The 17,066-nt window shown below is 71.6% G+C and carries 15 protein-coding genes and 1 pseudogene; 5 read left to right on the top strand and 11 right to left on the bottom strand.

All coding sequences use genetic code 11. The features are described 5' to 3' along the window. Positions 1 to 5: 5 nt before the first annotated feature. The 4 genes from PZ894_RS09465 to PZ894_RS09450 form a co-directional block, all read right to left on the bottom strand. Positions 6 to 779 (bottom strand): alpha/beta fold hydrolase, encoded by a 774-nt coding sequence (locus PZ894_RS09465; RefSeq protein WP_275744253.1) that lies wholly within the window; start codon positions 777 to 779, stop codon positions 6 to 8. Positions 780 to 1,007: 228 nt separating this feature from the next. Further along, positions 1,008 to 1,796, bottom strand: coding sequence for a hypothetical protein (locus tag PZ894_RS09460; RefSeq protein ID WP_275744252.1), 789 nt, complete (start codon positions 1,794 to 1,796; stop codon positions 1,008 to 1,010). A gap of 38 nt (positions 1,797 to 1,834) precedes the next feature. Continuing rightward, complete coding sequence (locus tag PZ894_RS09455) at positions 1,835 to 3,307, bottom strand: MFS transporter (RefSeq protein WP_275744251.1); 1,473 nt, start codon at positions 3,305 to 3,307, stop codon at positions 1,835 to 1,837. A 56-nt stretch (positions 3,308 to 3,363) separates the two neighbouring features. After that, positions 3,364 to 3,828, bottom strand: a complete 465-nt coding sequence (locus PZ894_RS09450; protein WP_275744250.1) for a hypothetical protein — start codon at positions 3,826 to 3,828, stop codon at positions 3,364 to 3,366. Between the two features lie 84 nt (positions 3,829 to 3,912). Between PZ894_RS09450 and PZ894_RS09445 the strand changes: the two genes are divergently transcribed. Continuing rightward, positions 3,913 to 4,524: a helix-turn-helix domain-containing protein gene (locus PZ894_RS09445; protein WP_275744249.1), complete on the top strand. Its 612-nt coding sequence runs from the start codon at positions 3,913 to 3,915 to the stop codon at positions 4,522 to 4,524. A gap of 11 nt (positions 4,525 to 4,535) precedes the next feature. Here PZ894_RS09445 and PZ894_RS09440 read toward each other — a convergent pair whose 3' ends face one another. Further along, complete coding sequence (locus tag PZ894_RS09440) at positions 4,536 to 6,350, bottom strand: 3-hydroxyacyl-CoA dehydrogenase (protein ID WP_275744248.1); 1,815 nt, start codon at positions 6,348 to 6,350, stop codon at positions 4,536 to 4,538. Between the two features lie 122 nt (positions 6,351 to 6,472). Between PZ894_RS09440 and nucS the strand changes: the two genes are divergently transcribed. Together nucS and PZ894_RS09430 are read left to right on the top strand one after the other, a co-directional pair. After that, entirely contained in the window at positions 6,473 to 7,150 is a 678-nt protein-coding gene (nucS, locus tag PZ894_RS09435) for an endonuclease NucS (RefSeq protein ID WP_275744247.1), read from the top strand. Positions 7,151 to 7,159: 9 nt separating this feature from the next. Next, positions 7,160 to 7,474: a DUF952 domain-containing protein gene (locus tag PZ894_RS09430; protein ID WP_275744246.1), complete on the top strand. Its 315-nt coding sequence runs from the start codon at positions 7,160 to 7,162 to the stop codon at positions 7,472 to 7,474. Here the strand turns inward: PZ894_RS09430 and PZ894_RS09425 are convergent. From PZ894_RS09425 to PZ894_RS09405, 5 genes and pseudogenes are all read right to left on the bottom strand, one after another. Beyond that, complete coding sequence (locus PZ894_RS09425) at positions 7,461 to 8,567, bottom strand: ATP-binding protein (RefSeq protein WP_275744245.1); 1,107 nt, start codon at positions 8,565 to 8,567, stop codon at positions 7,461 to 7,463. The two genes, PZ894_RS09430 and PZ894_RS09425, sit on opposite strands and share 14 nt — an antisense overlap. A 39-nt stretch (positions 8,568 to 8,606) precedes the next feature. Continuing rightward, a complete protein-coding gene (locus tag PZ894_RS09420; RefSeq protein WP_275744244.1) occupies positions 8,607 to 9,131 on the bottom strand; it encodes a ferritin in 525 nt (174 codons plus the stop codon). 26 nt (positions 9,132 to 9,157) lie between these two features. Then, a complete protein-coding gene (locus tag PZ894_RS09415; protein ID WP_275744243.1) occupies positions 9,158 to 9,358 on the bottom strand; it encodes a hypothetical protein in 201 nt (66 codons plus the stop codon). Positions 9,359 to 9,390: 32 nt separating this feature from the next. Beyond that, positions 9,391 to 11,403 (bottom strand): annotated as a pseudogene (locus PZ894_RS09410) (protein meaA); the annotation flags it as partial. 61 nt (positions 11,404 to 11,464) lie between these two features. Continuing rightward, complete coding sequence (locus PZ894_RS09405) at positions 11,465 to 11,773, bottom strand: STAS domain-containing protein (RefSeq protein WP_275744242.1); 309 nt, start codon at positions 11,771 to 11,773, stop codon at positions 11,465 to 11,467. A 182-nt stretch (positions 11,774 to 11,955) separates the two neighbouring features. Here PZ894_RS09405 and PZ894_RS09400 point away from each other — a divergent pair, with 182 nt between their 5' ends. Continuing rightward, entirely contained in the window at positions 11,956 to 12,546 is a 591-nt protein-coding gene (locus PZ894_RS09400) for a cob(I)yrinic acid a,c-diamide adenosyltransferase (RefSeq protein WP_275744241.1), read from the top strand. A 58-nt stretch (positions 12,547 to 12,604) separates the two neighbouring features. Continuing rightward, positions 12,605 to 15,799, top strand: a complete 3,195-nt coding sequence (locus PZ894_RS09395) for a DEAD/DEAH box helicase (RefSeq protein WP_275744240.1) — start codon at positions 12,605 to 12,607, stop codon at positions 15,797 to 15,799. Positions 15,800 to 15,828: 29 nt separating this feature from the next. On the opposite strand, the gene PZ894_RS09390 is transcribed toward PZ894_RS09395, so the two are convergent. Then, positions 15,829 to 17,022 carry an MFS transporter gene (locus PZ894_RS09390; RefSeq protein WP_275744239.1) on the bottom strand — a complete coding sequence of 398 codons (1,194 nt, stop codon included), beginning with the start codon at positions 17,020 to 17,022 and terminating at the stop codon, positions 15,829 to 15,831. Positions 17,023 to 17,066: the final 44 nt, after the last annotated feature.

The raw sequence follows: 17,066 nt of genomic DNA, 5'->3' as shown, positions 1-17,066 counted from the left end.
GGCGGTCACCGCAGGAAGCGGCGCAGCACCTCGGTGAAGACCTGTGGCTGCTCCGAGTGCACCCAGTGGCCGGCGTCCTTGACGGTCACCCGCCGGTTGCGGGGGAACCAGTGGTCCATCGCCGCGGCGTACTCGTCGCGCACGTAGTCCGAGCGCTGTCCCGACACCCACAGCGTCGGCTTCTCGTACGGCGCAGCGGCGGCCAGCTCCGCCTCCGGCCAGCCGCTCAGCGAGGCGATGTCGCGCCCCAGCACCTCGAGGTTGGGCTGCCACGACCATCCGTCGTCACCGCGGCGCAGGTTCTGGAGCAGGAAGCTGCGGACGGTCGGGTCGGGGACCGCCTCGGTGAGCGCGGCGTCGGCGTCGCGGCGGTGCTCGAGGCCGTCGAGGTCGAGGGCGAGCATGGCGGCGATGTAGCCGGTGAACTCGCTCGCCGACTCGTAGTCCACCGGAGCGACGTCCACGACGCAGAGCCGCTCGACGACGTCGGGGTGCCGCAGCGCCAGCACCATCGCGGCCTTGCCGCCCATGGAGTGGCCGACGAGCGCGACCGGGTCGTCGGCGCCGAACAGCCCGGCCACCCGGTCGGCGACGTCGACGTAGTCGAAGCGCTCGGGCCAGGACGACCGCCCGTGGTGGGGCATGTCGACGAGCAGGACCCGGTGGTCCTCCGCGACGACCTTGGCGATGCTGGTCCAGTTCTTGCCCTGACCGAAGAGTCCGTGGCAGAAGGCCACCAGCGACCCGCGCTCCCCCAGCGTCGTCGTGTGGAGGGTCATGGCGCGAGGGTAGTTCAGCACCAGGCTCGTACGCCGCGGGGGCTCAGGTCGCGGTCCGGGGCGGCTAGTGTCGTGCGTCGGATGTAGTTGAACGGTTGGCGTGCTCAGGGTGCGTGCGCTGCAAGGCGCCGGAGCGAAGCCATACCCGCCCGTCTCGCGAGCTTCGGCAACGCAGCAGAGTGCGTGCCATGGGTGCGCGAAGCGCACAAGAACTTCCGACGGGCGGCACTAGAAGTCGAAGCCGTCGAACACGTCGCCGATGCCGTCGCCGATGCCACCGATCGCGTCGCCGATGCCGTCGCCGAGGTCGCCGATGCCGTCGCCGATCGCGCCGATGCCGTCACCGAGCATGTCGAAGCCGCCGAGCCCGCCGAAGAGCAGCCCGGCGAACATGATCTCCATCGGCCCGAACGCGCCGAAGTAGCCCTGGGCGTAGGGACGGTAGGCCCCGCCGGCCTGGTAGTAGGGCACCCGCTGGGCTCCGGCCATCACCATCCGCGAGTCCGGGTCGGCGCCGGCCTGCACCCGCTCGGCGTCGAGCGCGCAGGCCGGGACGTCGCGCGGTGCGCCACCGGGCGGCGCCCACATCACGTCGGTCACCGACAGGCCGTGCCGCGGGTCGAAGAAGCACGGCGGTCGACGGGTCGGCAGCGGCTCGCCGGCGACCCGGGCCTGCACGCACGCGATGGCGTAGCGGCCGTCGTCGAGGATCTGGGTGACGTGGCGCACGTCGTCGGGGCGGGTCATCGAGTCCGCCGCCGTCTTCGCCGACTCGTAGGCGTCGAGAGCCCGCTGGTAGTCGGCGTTCTCGCCCTCCGTCAGCTGTCGGCCCGCCAGCTCGAGGTCGAGCTCCTGCAGCTGCTCACCGAGCGCGGTGACGTCCTCGAAGGTGAGCTTGCGCACCGGTGCCAGCTCGGCCTCGCGGCGCTCGAGCTCGCGCGCCTTGGACCGGCGGCTGGCCACGACGATCGCGGCGATCGCCGCCGCGATGACGAGCAGGATCAGGAGGCCTTCCATGGGCCCAGCGTACGTGGCGGGCCGTAGCCCGGGGCGGCTCAGGTCTGAGCGCGCTCGCCGGCGTCGTCGGCCGGGTCCTCCGCAGTGAGCGGCTGGGCGATGCTCTCCAGCGACCGCCCCTCCGCCCGGACGCCGAGGAAGGCGGCGACGATGCCCGCGCCGACCATCAGTACGGCGCCGATGAAGTAGCCGGCCGCGATGCCGGTGATGTCCTGGTCGGCCGACGCCCGGTCGATCAGCCAGCCGAAGAGCAGCGGACCGCTGATGCCGCCGGCGGCCGTGCCGATCGCGTAGAAGAACGCGATGCACAGCGCGCGGGTCTCCATCGGGAAGACCTCGCTCGCGGTGAGGTACGCCGCGCTGGCCCCGGCCGACGCGAAGAAGAAGATCACGGCGCCGAGCACCGTGAGCGAGACCGCCGTGACCGACCCGAGGAAGAAGCCCGTCACTCCGAGCAGCGCTCCGGAGAAGACGTAGGTGAACGTGATCATGCCGACCCGGCCGATCCTGTCGAAGAGCGGACCGAGCGAGAGTGCGCCGATGAAGTTGCTGAGCGCGAAGATCGCGAGGTACCACCCCGTCTGCTCGACGCCGAGGAACGTCGACAGCGTGTCGCCGTAGGTGAAGAAGAAGGCGTTGTAGAGGAACGCCTGTCCGACGAAGAGCGAGAAGCAGAGGACGGTGCGCTTGGGGTAGAGCGTGAAGACCGTGCGCGCGATCATCCGGAACGGGATCGCCTTGCGCTGCCGGACGGTGATCGTCTCGTCGACGTCCGCGAGCCGCTCCCCCGCCTCGTCGGAGACGGTGTCCTCGATCGCGCGGACGATCCGCTCGGCGTCGTCCTCGCGGCCGTGGATGAAGAGCCAGCGCGGGCTCTCCGGCACGTTGCGACGCACCAGCAGGATGCCGACCGCGAGGATGGCGCCGAGCCCGAAGGCCAGCCGCCAGCCCCACTCGGCGTCGACGACGGTGGGGTCGAGCAGCGGGATCGTCAGCAGGGCGCCGCCGGCCGCGCCGATCCAGTAGGAGCCGTTGATCGCGATGTCGACGCGGCCGCGGTACCTCGCGGGGATCAGCTCGTCGATGGCGGAGTTGATCGCGGCGTACTCACCACCGATGCCGAAGCCGGTGACGAAGCGGGCCGCGAAGTACCACCACGGTGCCATGGAGAACGCCGTCAGCACCGTCGCGCAGGTGTAGACGACCAACGTGACGATGAAGAGCCTCTTGCGGCCGAACCGGTCGGTCAGCTGCCCGAAGAACAGCGCACCGGCGCAGGCGCCCGCGACGTAGACGGCGCCGGCGAAGCCGACGTCCCAGCTGCTGAGCCCGAGCCCGGTCTTCGGGTCCTTGAGCGCGTCGGACATCGATCCGACGATCGTGACCTCGAGGCCGTCGAGGATCCAGACCGTGCCGAGCCCGACGACGACCAGCCAGTGCCATCGCACCCACGGCAGCCGGTCGAGCCGGGCGGGGACGTCCGTGGTGATGCGTCCGGTCTCTGCTCCCACGCGCTCGACGTACCCGGGGCCGACGGCCCCCATGCTCGCCGCGCCCGCGGGCCGGGTCAGTCGGACCGGCGCCTGGCCAGCCGGACGAGGACGAGTACGCCGGCGGCCGGTGACACCAGCGCCAGCAGACCCCACCGGGCCGGGAAGACCTGCTCGCCGTACTCCTGCGCGCCGAGGAGGGCGCCGGCCAGCGCGACGCCGACCGCGATCGCGAGGCCGGTCAGGAGGGCGGCCCACCTGCTTCCGACCGAGGCACTGCGGAGCACGGCCGCCCACAGGACGATGTTCGCGCCCGCGACGCAGTAGATCAGGCCGTAGAGCAGGTCGGCGCTGACGGCCTCCCCGTGGGACCGGTAGGCCTCGGTGGCGTGGTCGACGAGGGCGCGGCCGCCCGCCTGGTCGACGACGGCCGCGACCGCGAGCCCGATCGCGGCGAGGAGCGCGAGCGCAAGGCCGGCGTACGGCACCCGACGCGCCGTCGGGGTCGCGAGGGTCGGCGTGTCTGAGAGTGACTGTCTCATGGCAAGTGACTGTACGAGACGAGACAGTCACTTTCAAACGGACGGTGACTTGCTCCGGTGGTCGTGGGTCCCTACGCTCCCCCCATGGCACCGGGCATGCGGGAGCGATGGCGGACCGACGCGATGCGGAGCATCCGGCGGACCGCGCTGGACCTCTTCGACCAGCGCGGGTTCGCGGCGGTGAGGATCGACGACGTCGCCGCGGCGGCCGGGGTGTCCGCGTCGTCGATCTACCGCTACTTCGGCACCAAGGAGGGCCTGCTCGTCGCCGACGAGTTCGACAGCATGAGCGAAGCCGAGGTGCGGGAGATCTTCGACCCCGAGGATCCCGTGGGCAGCATGGTGCGGGCCGTGCAGCGCTACGAAGCTGCGCCCGACCCGGCGCCCGACCTGGCGTCCGACCCAGCGTCCGGCGGCGTCTCGACGGCCGCTCGCCGGATCCGCTACTTCTTCGACGAGCCCTCGGTGCGCCAGGCCCTGTTCGCGTCCCTCGACCGGGCCGCGCAGCGCATCGCGCCGCTGATGGTCAGCGACACGACGAGCGTGACCCAGGCACGCGCGGCCGCCCATGCACTGGCGTTCGCCTACTTCGGCGCGCTCGAGCAGTGGTACGTCGACGGCGGCCAGCGCCCCATCGGCGAGTACGTCGAGGAGGGGCTGGGCCCGCTCCGTCGCATCTGGTCACCGGTGACCTGACGACCGCCAGGTCACCGGGCGCCGTAGTCCCGGAAGCCGCGGCCGGTCTTGCGGCCCAGGTAGCCGGCCGTCACGAGCTGCTCGAGCAGGGGGGCCGGGGCGAAGCCGGGCTCGCGGAACTCGAGGTAGAGCTCGCGCTGGATCGCCAGCGACACGTCGTTGCCGACCACGTCGAGCAGCTCGAACGGCCCCATCGGCAGGGCGCAGCCCTGCTTCATCGCGGTGTCGATGTCGTCGGCGGTCGCGTAGTGCGCCTCGAGCATCCGCACGGCGTCGTTCAGGTAGGGGAAGAGCAGCGCGTTGACGATGAAGCCCGCCCGGTCGCCGCAGGCGACCGCGACCTTGCCGACCTCCCCGCAGAGCGCCCGGGTGGTCTCGGCGACCTCGTCGGAGGTCACGACGGTCGTGACGACCTCGACGAGCTTCATCACCGGCGCCGGGTTGAAGAAGTGCATCCCGACCACGTCCTGCGGCCGCGAGGTCGCCCGGGCGCACGCGATGATCGGCAGGCTCGACGTCGTGGTCGCGAGGACGGCGCCCTGGCCCCCATTTCCATGCCGACAGATCTCGTCGAGGTTCGCGAAGAGCGTGGTCTTCACGTCGAGGTCCTCGGCGATCGCCTCGACCACGATGTCGACCTCGGCGAGGTCGTCGAGCGAGGTGCTCCCGGTGAGCCGGGCGAGCACCTCGGCCTTGGCCTCCTCGGTGGCCCGGCCGCGCTGGATCTGCTTGTCGAAGCTCCGGGTGATCGCCGCGACCACCCCGTCGACCTTCTCCCGGCTGCGGCCGACGAAGGTCACGTCGTACCCGGCCTTGGCGAAGACCTCCACGATGCCGCTCGCCATGGTGCCGGTGCCGACGACGCCGACGAGCCTGAGGTCGTGACGCAGCCGGGGCGCGGCGTCGGCGGAGGGCGTCTGGGCGTCCGCGACCACGACCGGGCTGTCGGGCGCCTCGTAGGTGTAGAAGCCCCGACCGGTCTTGCGGCCCAACCAGCCGGCGGTGACCATCTGCTTCAGGATCGGTGCCGGCGCGTGGAGCCGGTCGCGACCCTGGCGGTACATCGTCTCGAGGATCTCGTAGGCCGTGTCCAGGCCGATCAGGTCGAGCAGCGCCAGCGGGCCCATGGGGTAGCCGCAGCCGAAGCGCATCGCCGCGTCGATGTCCTCGCGGGTGGCGTAGCGGGCCTCGTACATCGAGACCGCGTGGTTGAGGTAGCCGAAGAGCAGGGTGTTCGCGATGAAGCCCGCCTTGTCTCCGCAGACGACCGGGGTCTTGCCGAGCTGGTCCATCAGCGCCCGGACGTCCTCGAGCACCTGCTCGTCGGTGACGACGGTCCGCACGATCTCGACGAGCCGCTGGACGGGAGCGGGGTTGAAGAAGTGGATGCCGACGACGCGCCCGGGGCGGGAGTTGGCCGTCGAGATCTCGGTGACCGACAGGCTCGAGGTGTTGGTGGCGAGGATCGTGTCGGCGCCGACGATCCCGTCGAGCTCCCGGAAGAGCTCCTTCTTGGTGTCGAGCGACTCGACCACGGCCTCGATGACCAGGTCGGCGCCGGCGACGTCGGTCAGCGAGGTCGTGAAGGTGATCCGTCCGAGCAGCTCGCTCTGCTCGAGGTCCGTCATCTTCTCGCGCTTGACCGCCCGTGTGGTGGAGTGCTCCAGGTACTGCCGACCGCGGGCCAGCGAGTCGTCGTCCTGCTCCACGCCGACGACCGAGTAGCCCTGCCGGGCGAAGACCTCGGCGATGCCGGCGCCCATGGTGCCGAGGCCGAGGATGCCGATCGTCGTGAAGGTCCGCGAGGGTGCCGGTGCGCTCGTCATGGCGCGCATCGTGGCACGGCGTCACGGGGCGCGCAGTGAACTGGTTCACTCACCAGTAACTTAGGAACGATCCAATCGCCCGCCGCCGTCCGGCGGCGGCCGTCCCGGTAGATTCCACGCCCGTGAGACTCGTCGTAGCCAGGTGCCAGGTCGACTACGCCGGTCGGCTGACCGCCCACCTGCCGATGGCCACCCGGGTCCTGATGATCAAGGCCGACGGCTCGGTGCTCGTCCACTCCGACGGCGGGTCGTACAAGCCGCTGAACTGGATGTCGCCGCCCTGCACCCTCCGCGAGGGCACGACCGAGGACGGTCAGGTCGAGTGGACGGTCACCAACCCCAAGAGCGACGACACGCTGCGGATCCTCATCGAGGACATCCACCACGAGTCCCACCACGACCTCGGCATCGATCCCGGGCTGCGGAAGGACGGCGTCGAGAAGCACCTGCAGGAGCTGCTCGCCGAGCACCCGGCCACGCTCTCCCCCGGCCTGACCCTGGTGCGCCGCGAGTTCCCCACCGCGATCGGCCCGGTCGACCTGATGTGTCGCGACTCCGACGGCCACTCCGTGGCCGTCGAGATCAAGCGCCGCGGCGAGATCGACGGCGTCGAGCAGCTGACCCGCTATCTCGAGCTGCTCAACCGCGACCCTCTGCTCTCCCCCGTCCGCGGAATCTTCGCGGCCCAGGAGATCAAGCCGCAGGCGCGGGTCCTCGCCACCGACCGCGGCATCGCCTGCGCGGTGGTCGACTACGACGCCCTGCGCGGGCTGGACGACCCGAGCCACCGGCTCTTCTAGGGCTCCCCCGTGAGGATCTTCCACATCGCCGCGCTCGCCGACTGGGAGGCCGCCCAGGAGGACGGCGCGTACCGCACGTCGACCCGCGGAATGAGCCTCGACGAGGTGGGCTTCATCCACGCCAGTCGCGCGGACCAGTGGGAGGGCGTCCGGGCGGCGTACTACGCCGGCGCCACCGAGCCCCTGGTGCTGCTCGAGATCGACACCGACCTGCTCGACATACCCGTCGTCGAGGAGCCGCCCGGGCCGGGCGTCGACGAGACGTTCCCGCACCTGTACGGCGAGCTCGACCCGGCCGCGGTCGTGGGCGTCACCCCGCTGTAGCCGCCGTCTCGTCGTCGCCGACGACGTGCGGGAGTGCGACGCGCACGACGGTGCCGACGCCGACCTCGCTCTGGATGTCGACCCAGCCGCCGTGGGCCTCGACGATGGCCCGGACGATCGACAGTCCGAGGCCCGCGCCCTGCACCTGGTTGGCGATCGCGTGCGGGCCCCGGTAGAGGCGCTCGAACAAGCGCGCCATCTCCTCGGGTGGCACGCCGACGCCTGTGTCCCTCACCTCGAGCACGACCATCGTTCCCTGCTCGGAGAGGCTGAGGTCCACCCGACCCCCGCCGGCGGTGAACTTGATCGCGTTGTCGACGAGGTTGTCGACCACCTGGACCAGGCGGTTGAAGTCGCCGACCGCGGGCTCGCTCTCCCCGCCCGCGAAGCCGAGGCTCAGCCCGTGCTCGCGCGCGCTCCCGGCATGGTCGTCGACCACGCGTTCGCACACCTTCGCGAGGTCGACCTGCTCGCGCAGCATCTGCAGCCGGTCGTCGTCGAGGTAGGCCATCGTCAGCAGGTCGTCGACGAGCTGCAGCTCGCGCACCGCGTTGCGCTCGATGACGCCGAGCAGCTTGCGTGAGCGCCGGCTGAGGTCACTCTCGCCGAGGTCGGCCATCAGCTCGGCGTAGCCGATGATCGAGGTCAACGGGGTGCGCAGCTCGTGGGAGACCGTGGCGATCAGGTCGTCGCGCAGCCGCTGCGACTCCGCCTCCAGGCGGCGCCGCTCGGTGACGTCGCGCAGGGAGATGATGACGAGCAGCCCGTCGACCGTCTCGAGCGGCGAGAGCGAGAGCTCGACGGGGACCTCGTGTCCGTCGCGGTGACGGATGCGGAACTCCTGCGTGTAGCCCATCGGCACCGCCTCCGGCTCACGCAGGTAGGCGCCGAGACGCCGGACCACCTCTGCGGGTCCGGGCGTGGCCGCCAGGACGCCGACGGAGCATCCCACCAGCTCGTCGCGCTCGTAGCCGAGCACCTCCCGCACCCGGTTGTTGACCAGCACGACCGTCGCCGAGGTGTCCACGATGACGGTCGCATCGGGGGCGGTCTCGAAGACGCCGCGGAAGAGCGCCTCGGCGGGCTGGTCCACCCGCTGACAGTACCGGCTTCCCGGGCCGACGGGGCTGGCTCAGGCGCCGGCCTCGCGCGGCGCGGTCGGGTCGTCGCCCCCGGAGCGCTGCTCGCGGGCGACGTACTCCTCGATGTCCTCGACGTCGTCCACGTTGCGCTGCACGACGGTGAGCAGGTCGCTCATCGTCGCGACCTCCTCGACCTGCTCCTTGATGAACCACTGCATGAACTGCTCGGAGGCGAAGTCGAACTCCTCCCGCGCGATCCGGAGCAGTCCGTTGATCTGGTCGGTGACGCGCTTCTCCTGCTCGAGCGCCAGCGCGACGGGCGCGACCACGTCGGCGAAGTCGCCGACCGGCGCCGGTACGGCGGGGATGGTCACCGGGCTGTCGGTGTCGAGGAGGTACTGGACCATCATCGCCGCGTGCGCGCGCTCCTCGAGTGCCTGCGCGTAGAAAAACGCGGCCATCTGGGGCATCGTGAGGGCGTCGTAGTGGACCGCGCAGGCGAGGTACTGGTTGTGCGCGGCGAGCTCGTTGCCGATCTGGGTGTTGAGCTGCTCGGTGAATCGCGGTGCGGCCACGGGGTCTCCTGGTCGGGATGGGCGGGTCAGGCAGCCTTCGCGAGCTTCTTCTTGGTGACCTTCTTGCCGTCCACTCGCACGAGCTTGCGCTTCCTGACGGTATACCCCTCGGGCAGCGTGCCCTCCTTGAGCATCCGCAGGGGGCAGCGCCCGCACTTCGTCCTGGACTCGCAGCACTCCAGCTTCGGCAGCTTCGCCACCTGCCGGGAGTCCTTCTTCTTGCCCACGGCCGGAACCGTAGCACGGGTTTTAGGGCAGGCTAACCTTCGTCCAGGTGGTGCGCGGCGCGGATCACGTCGACGATGCCGCCCATGATCTCCGTGAGCCCGAAGTCCTTAGGCGTGTAGACGGCCGCGACGCCGAGCTCGGTCAGCCGGCGGGCGTCGGAGTCGGGGATGATCCCGCCGACGATCACGGGCACGTCGTCGAGCCCGGCCTCGCGCAGGCCGTCGAGCACCGCCGGCACCAGCTCCATGTGCGACCCGGACAGGATGGAGAGCCCCACGCAGTGCACGTCCTCCGCGACGGCGCCGGCGACGATCTGCTCGGGCGTGAGCCGGATGCCCTGGTAGACGACCTCGAAGCCCGCGTCGCGGGCGCGCACGGCCACCTGCTCGGCACCGTTGCTGTGCCCGTCGAGCCCGGGCTTGCCGACCAGCAGCCGCAGGCGGGTGCCCAGGGAGTCACCGGTCTCCCGGACCCGCTCGCGGACGGCGGCCAGCTCGGCCCCCGCCTCCGCGACCACCGCGCCGCTGACGCCGGTGGGGCCGCGGTACTCGCCGAAGACCTCCCGCAGCGTCGCGGCCCACTCCCCGGTGGTCGCGCCCGCCCGGACGGCGGCCAGCGTGGGTCCCATCAGGTTGGTGTCCGTCTTCGCCGCCGCCGCGAGCGCGGTCAGCGCCTCGGCGACCTCGGTCTCGTCGCGTCCCGCCTTCCACGCCCCGACGCTGGCGACCGCGGTCTTCTCGGCCTCCGGGTCGGGGGCCATGATCGCGCCCTCGAGGTCCGCGGTCAGGGGCGAGGGCTCCGTCGTCTCGTACCTGTTCACGCCGACGATGACCTCCTCGCCCGACTCGATGCGCGCCCGGCGCGCGGCGTGGGAGGAGACCAGCTCGGACTTCATGTGCTCGACGGCGGCGATGGCCCCACCCAGCGCCTGGATCCGGTCGATCTCGGCCTTGGCGCCCTCGACCAGCTCCGCGACCTTGGCCTCGATCACCCGGGAGCCGTCGAAGATGTCGTCGTACTCGAGGAGGTCGGACTCGAACGCCAGCACCTGCTGCAGCCGCAGCGACCACTGCTGGTCCCACGGGCGCGGCAGCCCGAGCGCCTCGTTCCACGCGGGGAGCTGGAGCGCGCGCGCACGCGCGCTCTTGGAGAGGGTCACGCCGAGCATCTCGAGCACGATGCGCTGGACGTTGTTCTCGGGCTGGGCCTCGGTCAGCCCGAGCGAGTTGACCTGCACGCCGTACCGGAACCGGCGCATCTTCGGGTCCTGTACGCCGTAGCGCTCGCGGGTGATCTCGTCCCACAGCTGCACGAAGGCCCGCATCTTGCAGGTCTCCTCGACGAACCGCACGCCCGCGTTGACGAAGAACGAGATCCGGCCGACAACCCGTCCGAAGTCGTCGGCGGAGACCTGGCCGGAGTCCTTGACGGTGTCGAGGACGGCGATCGCGGTGCTCAGCGCGTAGGCGAGCTCCTGCGTCGGCGTCGCTCCCGCCTCCTGCAGGTGGTAGCTGCAGATGTTGATCGGGTTCCACTTCGGCACCTGGTGGACCGTGTAGCAGATGACGTCGGAGATCAGCCGCATGGAGTGCTCGGGCGGGAAGGCGTAGGTCCCGCGCGAGAGGTACTCCTTGATGATGTCGTTCTGGGTGGTGCCGGCGAGCTGCGCGGCCACCTCCTCCGGCGAGCGGTCCGGGTTCTGCTCCTCCGCGACGACCTGGTACATCGCCAGCAGCCACATGGCGGTCGCGTTGATCGTCATCGAGGTGTTCATCTCCGTGAGCGGGATGTCCTCGAAGAGGTGCCGCATCTCGCCGAGGTGCGGCACCGGTACGCCGACCTTGCCCACCTCGCCGCGCGCCAGCGGCGAGTCCGGGTCGTAGCCGGTCTGGGTCGGCAGGTCGAAGGCCACCGAGAGGCCGGTCTGGCCCTTGGCCAGGTTGGTGCGGTACAGCGCGTTGGACGCGGCCGCCGTGGAGTGACCGGCGTACGTGCGCATCACCCAGGGTCGGTCCTTGGGGTGGCTCGCCTTCTCGCTCATGGACCGAGAGTAGGGGTGGGCCTACCGATTGGTAACCGGCTGTGGGGTATCCGACATCAGGCGCTCAGGCGCTGATCGTCTCCCGCTCGACCTCCATGACCCGCCCGAGGCGGGAGAGGGTCAGCATCCGGCGGACGGCCGGCCCGCAGCCACGCAGCGTCAGCCGGTGACCGTCGCGGGAGGCCTGCCGGGTGGCGACCGCGAGCAGCCGCAGCGCGGTCAGGTCGATCGTGGTCACGTCGGTCAGGTCGACCACGAGGTCGACCTCGTGCCCGCGCAGCTGCTCGTAGATCGCGTTGCGCGCCTCCATCGTGCTCCGCACGTCGAAGTCGCCGCTGAGGTAGAGGGTCGGTCCGTCGGTGCTGATGTCCATCTGTGGATCCCCCGTCCTCGGAGCCCCGCGCCCCGATGAGCCGTCCTCGGCCTGTCACCCACTATGACGCCGCCCACGCCCGGATGGTTGCCTCGGCCTCCGGACTTTCCGTCGTGTCGCGTCCGGATGGGTGGCACCCGCCGGACCCGAGCCCGGTCCCGCACCCGGCTACGCTCGCGCTCATGGTGAACCTGACCCGGATCTACACGCGCACCGGCGACGCCGGGGAGACCCGGCTCGGCGACATGAGCACGACCACCAAGACCGACCCGAGGCTCGCGGCGTACGCCGACGTCGACGAGGCCAACGCCCACCTCGGCGTGGTGCTGGCGACGAGCGGGCTCGACGAGGACGTGGAGCGCGTGCTGACCCGGATCCAGAACGACCTCTTCGACGTCGGCGCCGACTTCTGCACGCCGGTGGTGGCTCCCCAGGATCCAGCACAGCCGGAGTACCCGCCGCTGCGCATCGAGCAGGAGTACGTCGACCGCCTCGAGGCGTGGTGCGACCACTACAACGAGGACCTGCCGAAGCTGCGCTCGTTCATCCTCAACGGCGGCGCCCCCGCCGCCGCGCACCTGCACGTCGCCCGGACCGTGGTGCGGCGCGCGGAGCGCTCGGCGTGGGCGGCGTACGAGGTCCACGGCGAGTCGATGAACGTGCTCGCGATCAAGTACCTCAACCGGCTCTCCGACCTGCTGTTCATCCTGGCCCGGCACGCCAACCGGGTGAACGGCGACGTGCTCTGGGTGCCCGGCGGCGAGCGGCGGTAGCTCCACCTGTGGACGAGCGCCGCGGTCCGTCGACGCGCGGTGCCACGATGGCCGCACGATGAGCATCCTCGCCGCACTCACTCCCGCCGCGCTCGCCGGGTTCTTCGACGCGCGCACCCTCGCCCGCGGCTTCGAGTACGCCCGGTCAGGGCGGGTCGGGGAGCCGGAGCTGGTCAAGCTCACAGAGACCACGGCGACCGCGACCGCGACCGTCTCCGGCGCGGCACCTGCGCCGTACGCCGTCAACCTGTACGCCGAGTACGTCGACGACCAGTTCTGGATGACCACGACGTGCTCGTGTCCGGTGCACATCGACTGCAAGCACGGGGTCGCGCTCGCGACCACGCTCTGCTCCCCCCAGGAGCGGCCGCCCACCGAGCCCGCGCCGTGGCATCGCGCGCTCGACGAGGCGCTGCGCGACCTCGTGAACGCCGACCGGGTCGCGAGCCGGACCTCCGATCCGGTGCCGCTGGCGCTGGAGATCGGGCTCGAGGACTCCTGGCGGCACCGGCGCTACCGCACGACCGGTGACCCGCGGACGCCGGTCCTGCGACCGATGCGGCTCGGCGCGCGGGGGGCGTGGGTGAAGACCGGCGCCGAGTGGAGCTCGCTCAACGCCGCCGCGACTCGTGCGAGGCATCCCGCCGACCAGGTCGACGCGCTGCTCGACCTCCTCTCGGCACTGCAGGCCCAGGACCCCTACTGGCGACACAGCGTCGGCTCCCCCGCGCTGGCCGGCTTCGGCCACCGCCTCGTCCCGCTCCTGCACCGCGCCGTCGCAGCGGGCGTGACGCTGGTGCCGGGCAACGAGCTGGACGCCGTCGCCCTGCTCCGCGACCCCCGGGCCGTCGTGTGCGACGTCACTCGTGACGGGGAGGAGCGGCCGACCCTCCACCTCGGGGTGACGCACGCGGGCCGCCTCTGGCAGGGCGACGACGTCGTGGTGATCGGTGCGCCCGCCCACGCCGTGGCCCTGCTCGGGGGCCGCACCCTGACGCTGGCGGCGACGACGCGCCCGGTGCCGTCCGCGGTGGTGCGGCTGCTCGATGCCGACATCACCGTGCCGGCCGACGACGCGGCGCGGCTCGACGACTACCTCCGGCCGCTGTCCCGCGCGCTCGACCTGACCTCCTCCGACGGCTCGATGGAGCTGCCCGAGCCGATCCGGCCGCTGCTCGGGCTCGAGGTCCGGTGGCGGTCGTCGACCGACGCGGAGCTCACCTGGTCCTGGCGCTACGGAGACCGCTGCTGCCGGCTCGACGGTGACGAGCCGCTCGGCGGCCTGCGCGACCGCGACGCCGAGCGGCTCGTGCGGGCGCGGGTGCCCGCGGAGCTGCTGAAGATCACCCGGGCCACGGGGGGTGACGCCCTCGCGCTGGCGCTCCACGACCTGCCGTCCCTGCGGGAGCTCGACGACGTCATGGTCGTCGAGGAGCAGCGGCCGGAGTTCCGCGAGAGCGACCAGGGGCCCGAGATCAGCTTCGACCTCCTCCCACCTCCCCCTGCCGAGACCGACACCCACACCGACTGGCTCGACCTCGAGGTCACGATCACCGTGGAGGGTGAGCGACTCCGGCTCCCTGACGTGCTGAGGGCGCTGACCCTCGGCGAGGAGTTCCTCGTCCTCCCCAGCGGGCTCTATCTCCGCACCGATCGCCCGGAGCTCGAGCGGCTGCGCGATGCCGTGCGGTCGGCCGGCGAGCTCCGCGAGTCCGACGGCGAGACGGTGAGCGTCGGGCGCCACGACCTGGGGGTCTGGGCGCAGCTCGCCGAGCTCGGCCTCGTCGACGCCCAGGCCGGCGAGTGGGTACGCCGGGCGCGGGCGTTGCGCGACCTCGCCGACCTGCCGCGCCCCGAGCCGAGCGGACTCACCGCGGAGCTGCGCCCCTACCAGCGCGACGGCTTCCACTGGCTGGCCTTCCTCTGGGAGCACCGGCTCGGCGGCATCCTCGCCGACGACATGGGACTGGGCAAGACGCTGCAGGTGCTGGCCCTCATCGCCCACGCGACCACCTGCGGCGAGCGACGGCCCTTCCTGGTCGTCGCGCCCACGAGCGTCGTGACCGCCTGGGAGTCCGAGGCCGCTCGACACACGCCGGGCCTGCGCGTCCGCACCGCCCGCCGGCGGGCCGACGACATCTCCGCCCTCGCGGCCGACGCCGACGTGGTCGTCACGACGTACGCGCTGATCCGCCTCGCGCAGGACCGCTACGCAGGCGTCGCCTGGGGAGGGATGGTGCTCGACGAGGCGCAGCAGGTGAAGAACCACCGGAGCAAGACGTACGGAGCAGTGCGGCTGGTCGACGCGCCGTTCCGGCTGGCTGTCACCGGCACGCCGTTCGAGAACCGGCTCATGGAGCTATGGTCGCTGCTCTCGATCGTCACGCCCGGCCTCTATCCGTGGCCGCGCTCGTTCACCCGACACGTCGTGCGCCCGGTCGAGAGCGCCGGCGACGAGGGTGCGCTGCGCCGGTTCCGACAGCGCATCCGGCCGTTCATGATGCGCCGAACGAAGGAGCTGGTCGCCGCCGACCTGCCGCCCAAGCAGGAGCAGGTGCTGCGGGTCGAGCTGGCGCCGAAGCATCGTCGGATCTACGACACCCACCTCGCGAAGGAGCGTCAGCGCATCCTCGGTCTGGTCGACGACTTCGAGGAGAACCGGATCGCGATCTTCGCGGCGCTGACCAGGCTCCGCCAGCTCGCCCTGGACCCCGGGCTGGTCGACGCAGACCACGACGCGATCGGCTCGGCGAAGGTCGACCTCTTGGTGGAGCACCTGCTCGAGATCTTCGAGGAGGGCCACCGGGCGCTGGTGTTCAGCCAGTTCACCTCGTTCCTGGGCCGGGTCGGGGCCCGGCTCGAGGAGGAGGGCATCGCCTCGACCTACCTCGACGGCTCGACCCGCGACCGCGCGGCCGTCATCGAGCAGTTCCGCAGCGGCGCCGCCCCGGTCTTCCTGATCTCGCTGAAGGCCGGTGGCGTGGGTCTGACGCTCACCGAGGCCGACTACGTCTTCGTCCTCGATCCGTGGTGGAACCCCGCCACGGAGGCGCAGGCGGTCGACCGCGCCCACCGCATCGGCCAGACCCGCCCCGTGCACGTCTACCGGCTGATCGCCGAGGAGACGATCGAGGAGAAGGTGATGGAGCTCAAGGGCCGCAAGGCCGAGCTGTTCGCGAACGTCGTCGACGGCGACGGGTCGTCGGCCGCCGGCATCACCGCCGACGACATCCGGTCGCTGTTCGACGGGTGAGCATCCGGCCCCGGTCGGACCAGCGTCGCTCAGAGTCGGGCGCGGCCCACCGGCTGGTCCGGCTCGGCCGGCGACGGACGGCGCTCGCGCGCCGCGAACACCGTGGCGGCGGCCGGGATCATCAGGGCCGCGATCACCAGCAGCGTCTCGAGCGTGCCGACGTGGTCGGCGAGCAGGCCGAGCAGCGGCGGGCCGGCCAGGAACGCGGTGTAGCCGATCGTCGAGACCGCGCTCACCCGGCGGGCCGCGCGCAACGGGTCGTCCGCGGCGGCGCTCATGCCGACCGGGAAGCCGAGGGAGGCCCCGAGGCCCCAGACGACGATGCCGAGGCCGACGAGCACGACGTGCGCGCCGAAGACGACGAGCAGGATGCCGACGAACGCCGCGGCGGAGGAGGCCCACAGCACCGGCGCGCGGCCGTAGCGGTCGAGCAGGACCGGCCCGTAGAGGCGGCCGGCCATCATCGAGCAGACGAACACCGTGAAGCCGGTGACGCCGACCCAGTGGCGCACGTCGTACCCGTCGATCAGCGCGAGGGCGAGCCAGTCGTTGGCGGCGCCCTCGGTGAGCGCGAACGCGAGCACCATCACGCCGATCGCGAGGGTCCGCGGCTCGCGCCACGGCGAGAAGGGCTCGACCTGCCGCTCCTCGTGGGCCTCCCGTGCGGGGAGGTACGTCGCGGCCGCGCGCCAGGTCGCGAGCCCGGCGAGCAGCGCGAAGCCCGGCACGTGCAGCATCAGCGGCGCGTGCACGGCCGCCATCGGGATGCCGATGGCCGCGCCCGCGAAGGAGCCCAGGCTCCAGCCCGCGTGGAAGCGCGGCATGATCGTGCGCTCGAGCCGGCGCTCGACCTCGGCGGCCTCGACGTTCATGGAGACGTCCCACACCGCGATGCCGACGCCGTCGAGGAAGAAGCCGACCGCGGTCAGGGGCAGCAGGTCGGTGACCACCCCGAGCATGCCGACGCTCAGCCCCACCACGACCAGCACGGCGCCGAGCCGCGTCACCCAGGTCGCACCGAAGCGGTCGATGAGCCGGCCGCTGAGCGGCAGCGCGATCACCGATCCCACGGAGATCGCGAGCAGCAGCAGGCCGAGCGCGGCGTTGTCGAGCTCGAGCCCGCTGCGGATGTCGGGCAGCCGCGAGACCATCGTGGCGAAGCAGAAGCCGTTGAGCGCGAAGCTCAGCGCGACCGCGTTGCGGGTGTGGAGCAGGGACGTCACCGCCCTAGCGTTCCCGATCGGGGGCTGCTCATCCAAACCGGTTA

This window comes from Nocardioides sp. YIM 152315 (genome assembly GCF_029210375.1).
Lineage (GTDB): Bacteria > Actinomycetota > Actinomycetes > Propionibacteriales > Nocardioidaceae > Nocardioides.
This window is presented reverse-complemented; position numbering and strand designations above follow the sequence as displayed.

Excerpts from the sequence above, each read along its gene's own strand:
- PZ894_RS09465 (WP_275744253.1), bottom strand. The coding sequence starts at position 779 with ATGACCCTCCACACGACGACGCTGGGGGAGCGCGGGTCGCTGGTGGCC.
- PZ894_RS09460 (WP_275744252.1), bottom strand. The coding sequence starts at position 1,796 with ATGGAAGGCCTCCTGATCCTGCTCGTCATCGCGGCGGCGATCGCCGCG.
- PZ894_RS09450 (WP_275744250.1), bottom strand. The coding sequence starts at position 3,828 with ATGAGACAGTCACTCTCAGACACGCCGACCCTCGCGACCCCGACGGCG.
- PZ894_RS09445 (WP_275744249.1), top strand. The coding sequence starts at position 3,913 with ATGGCACCGGGCATGCGGGAGCGATGGCGGACCGACGCGATGCGGAGC.
- PZ894_RS09440 (WP_275744248.1), bottom strand. The coding sequence starts at position 6,350 with ATGACGAGCGCACCGGCACCCTCGCGGACCTTCACGACGATCGGCATC.
- PZ894_RS09405 (WP_275744242.1), bottom strand. The coding sequence starts at position 11,773 with ATGGACATCAGCACCGACGGACCGACCCTCTACCTCAGCGGCGACTTC.
- PZ894_RS09400 (WP_275744241.1), top strand. The coding sequence starts at position 11,956 with ATGGTGAACCTGACCCGGATCTACACGCGCACCGGCGACGCCGGGGAG.
- PZ894_RS09395 (WP_275744240.1), top strand. The coding sequence starts at position 12,605 with ATGAGCATCCTCGCCGCACTCACTCCCGCCGCGCTCGCCGGGTTCTTC.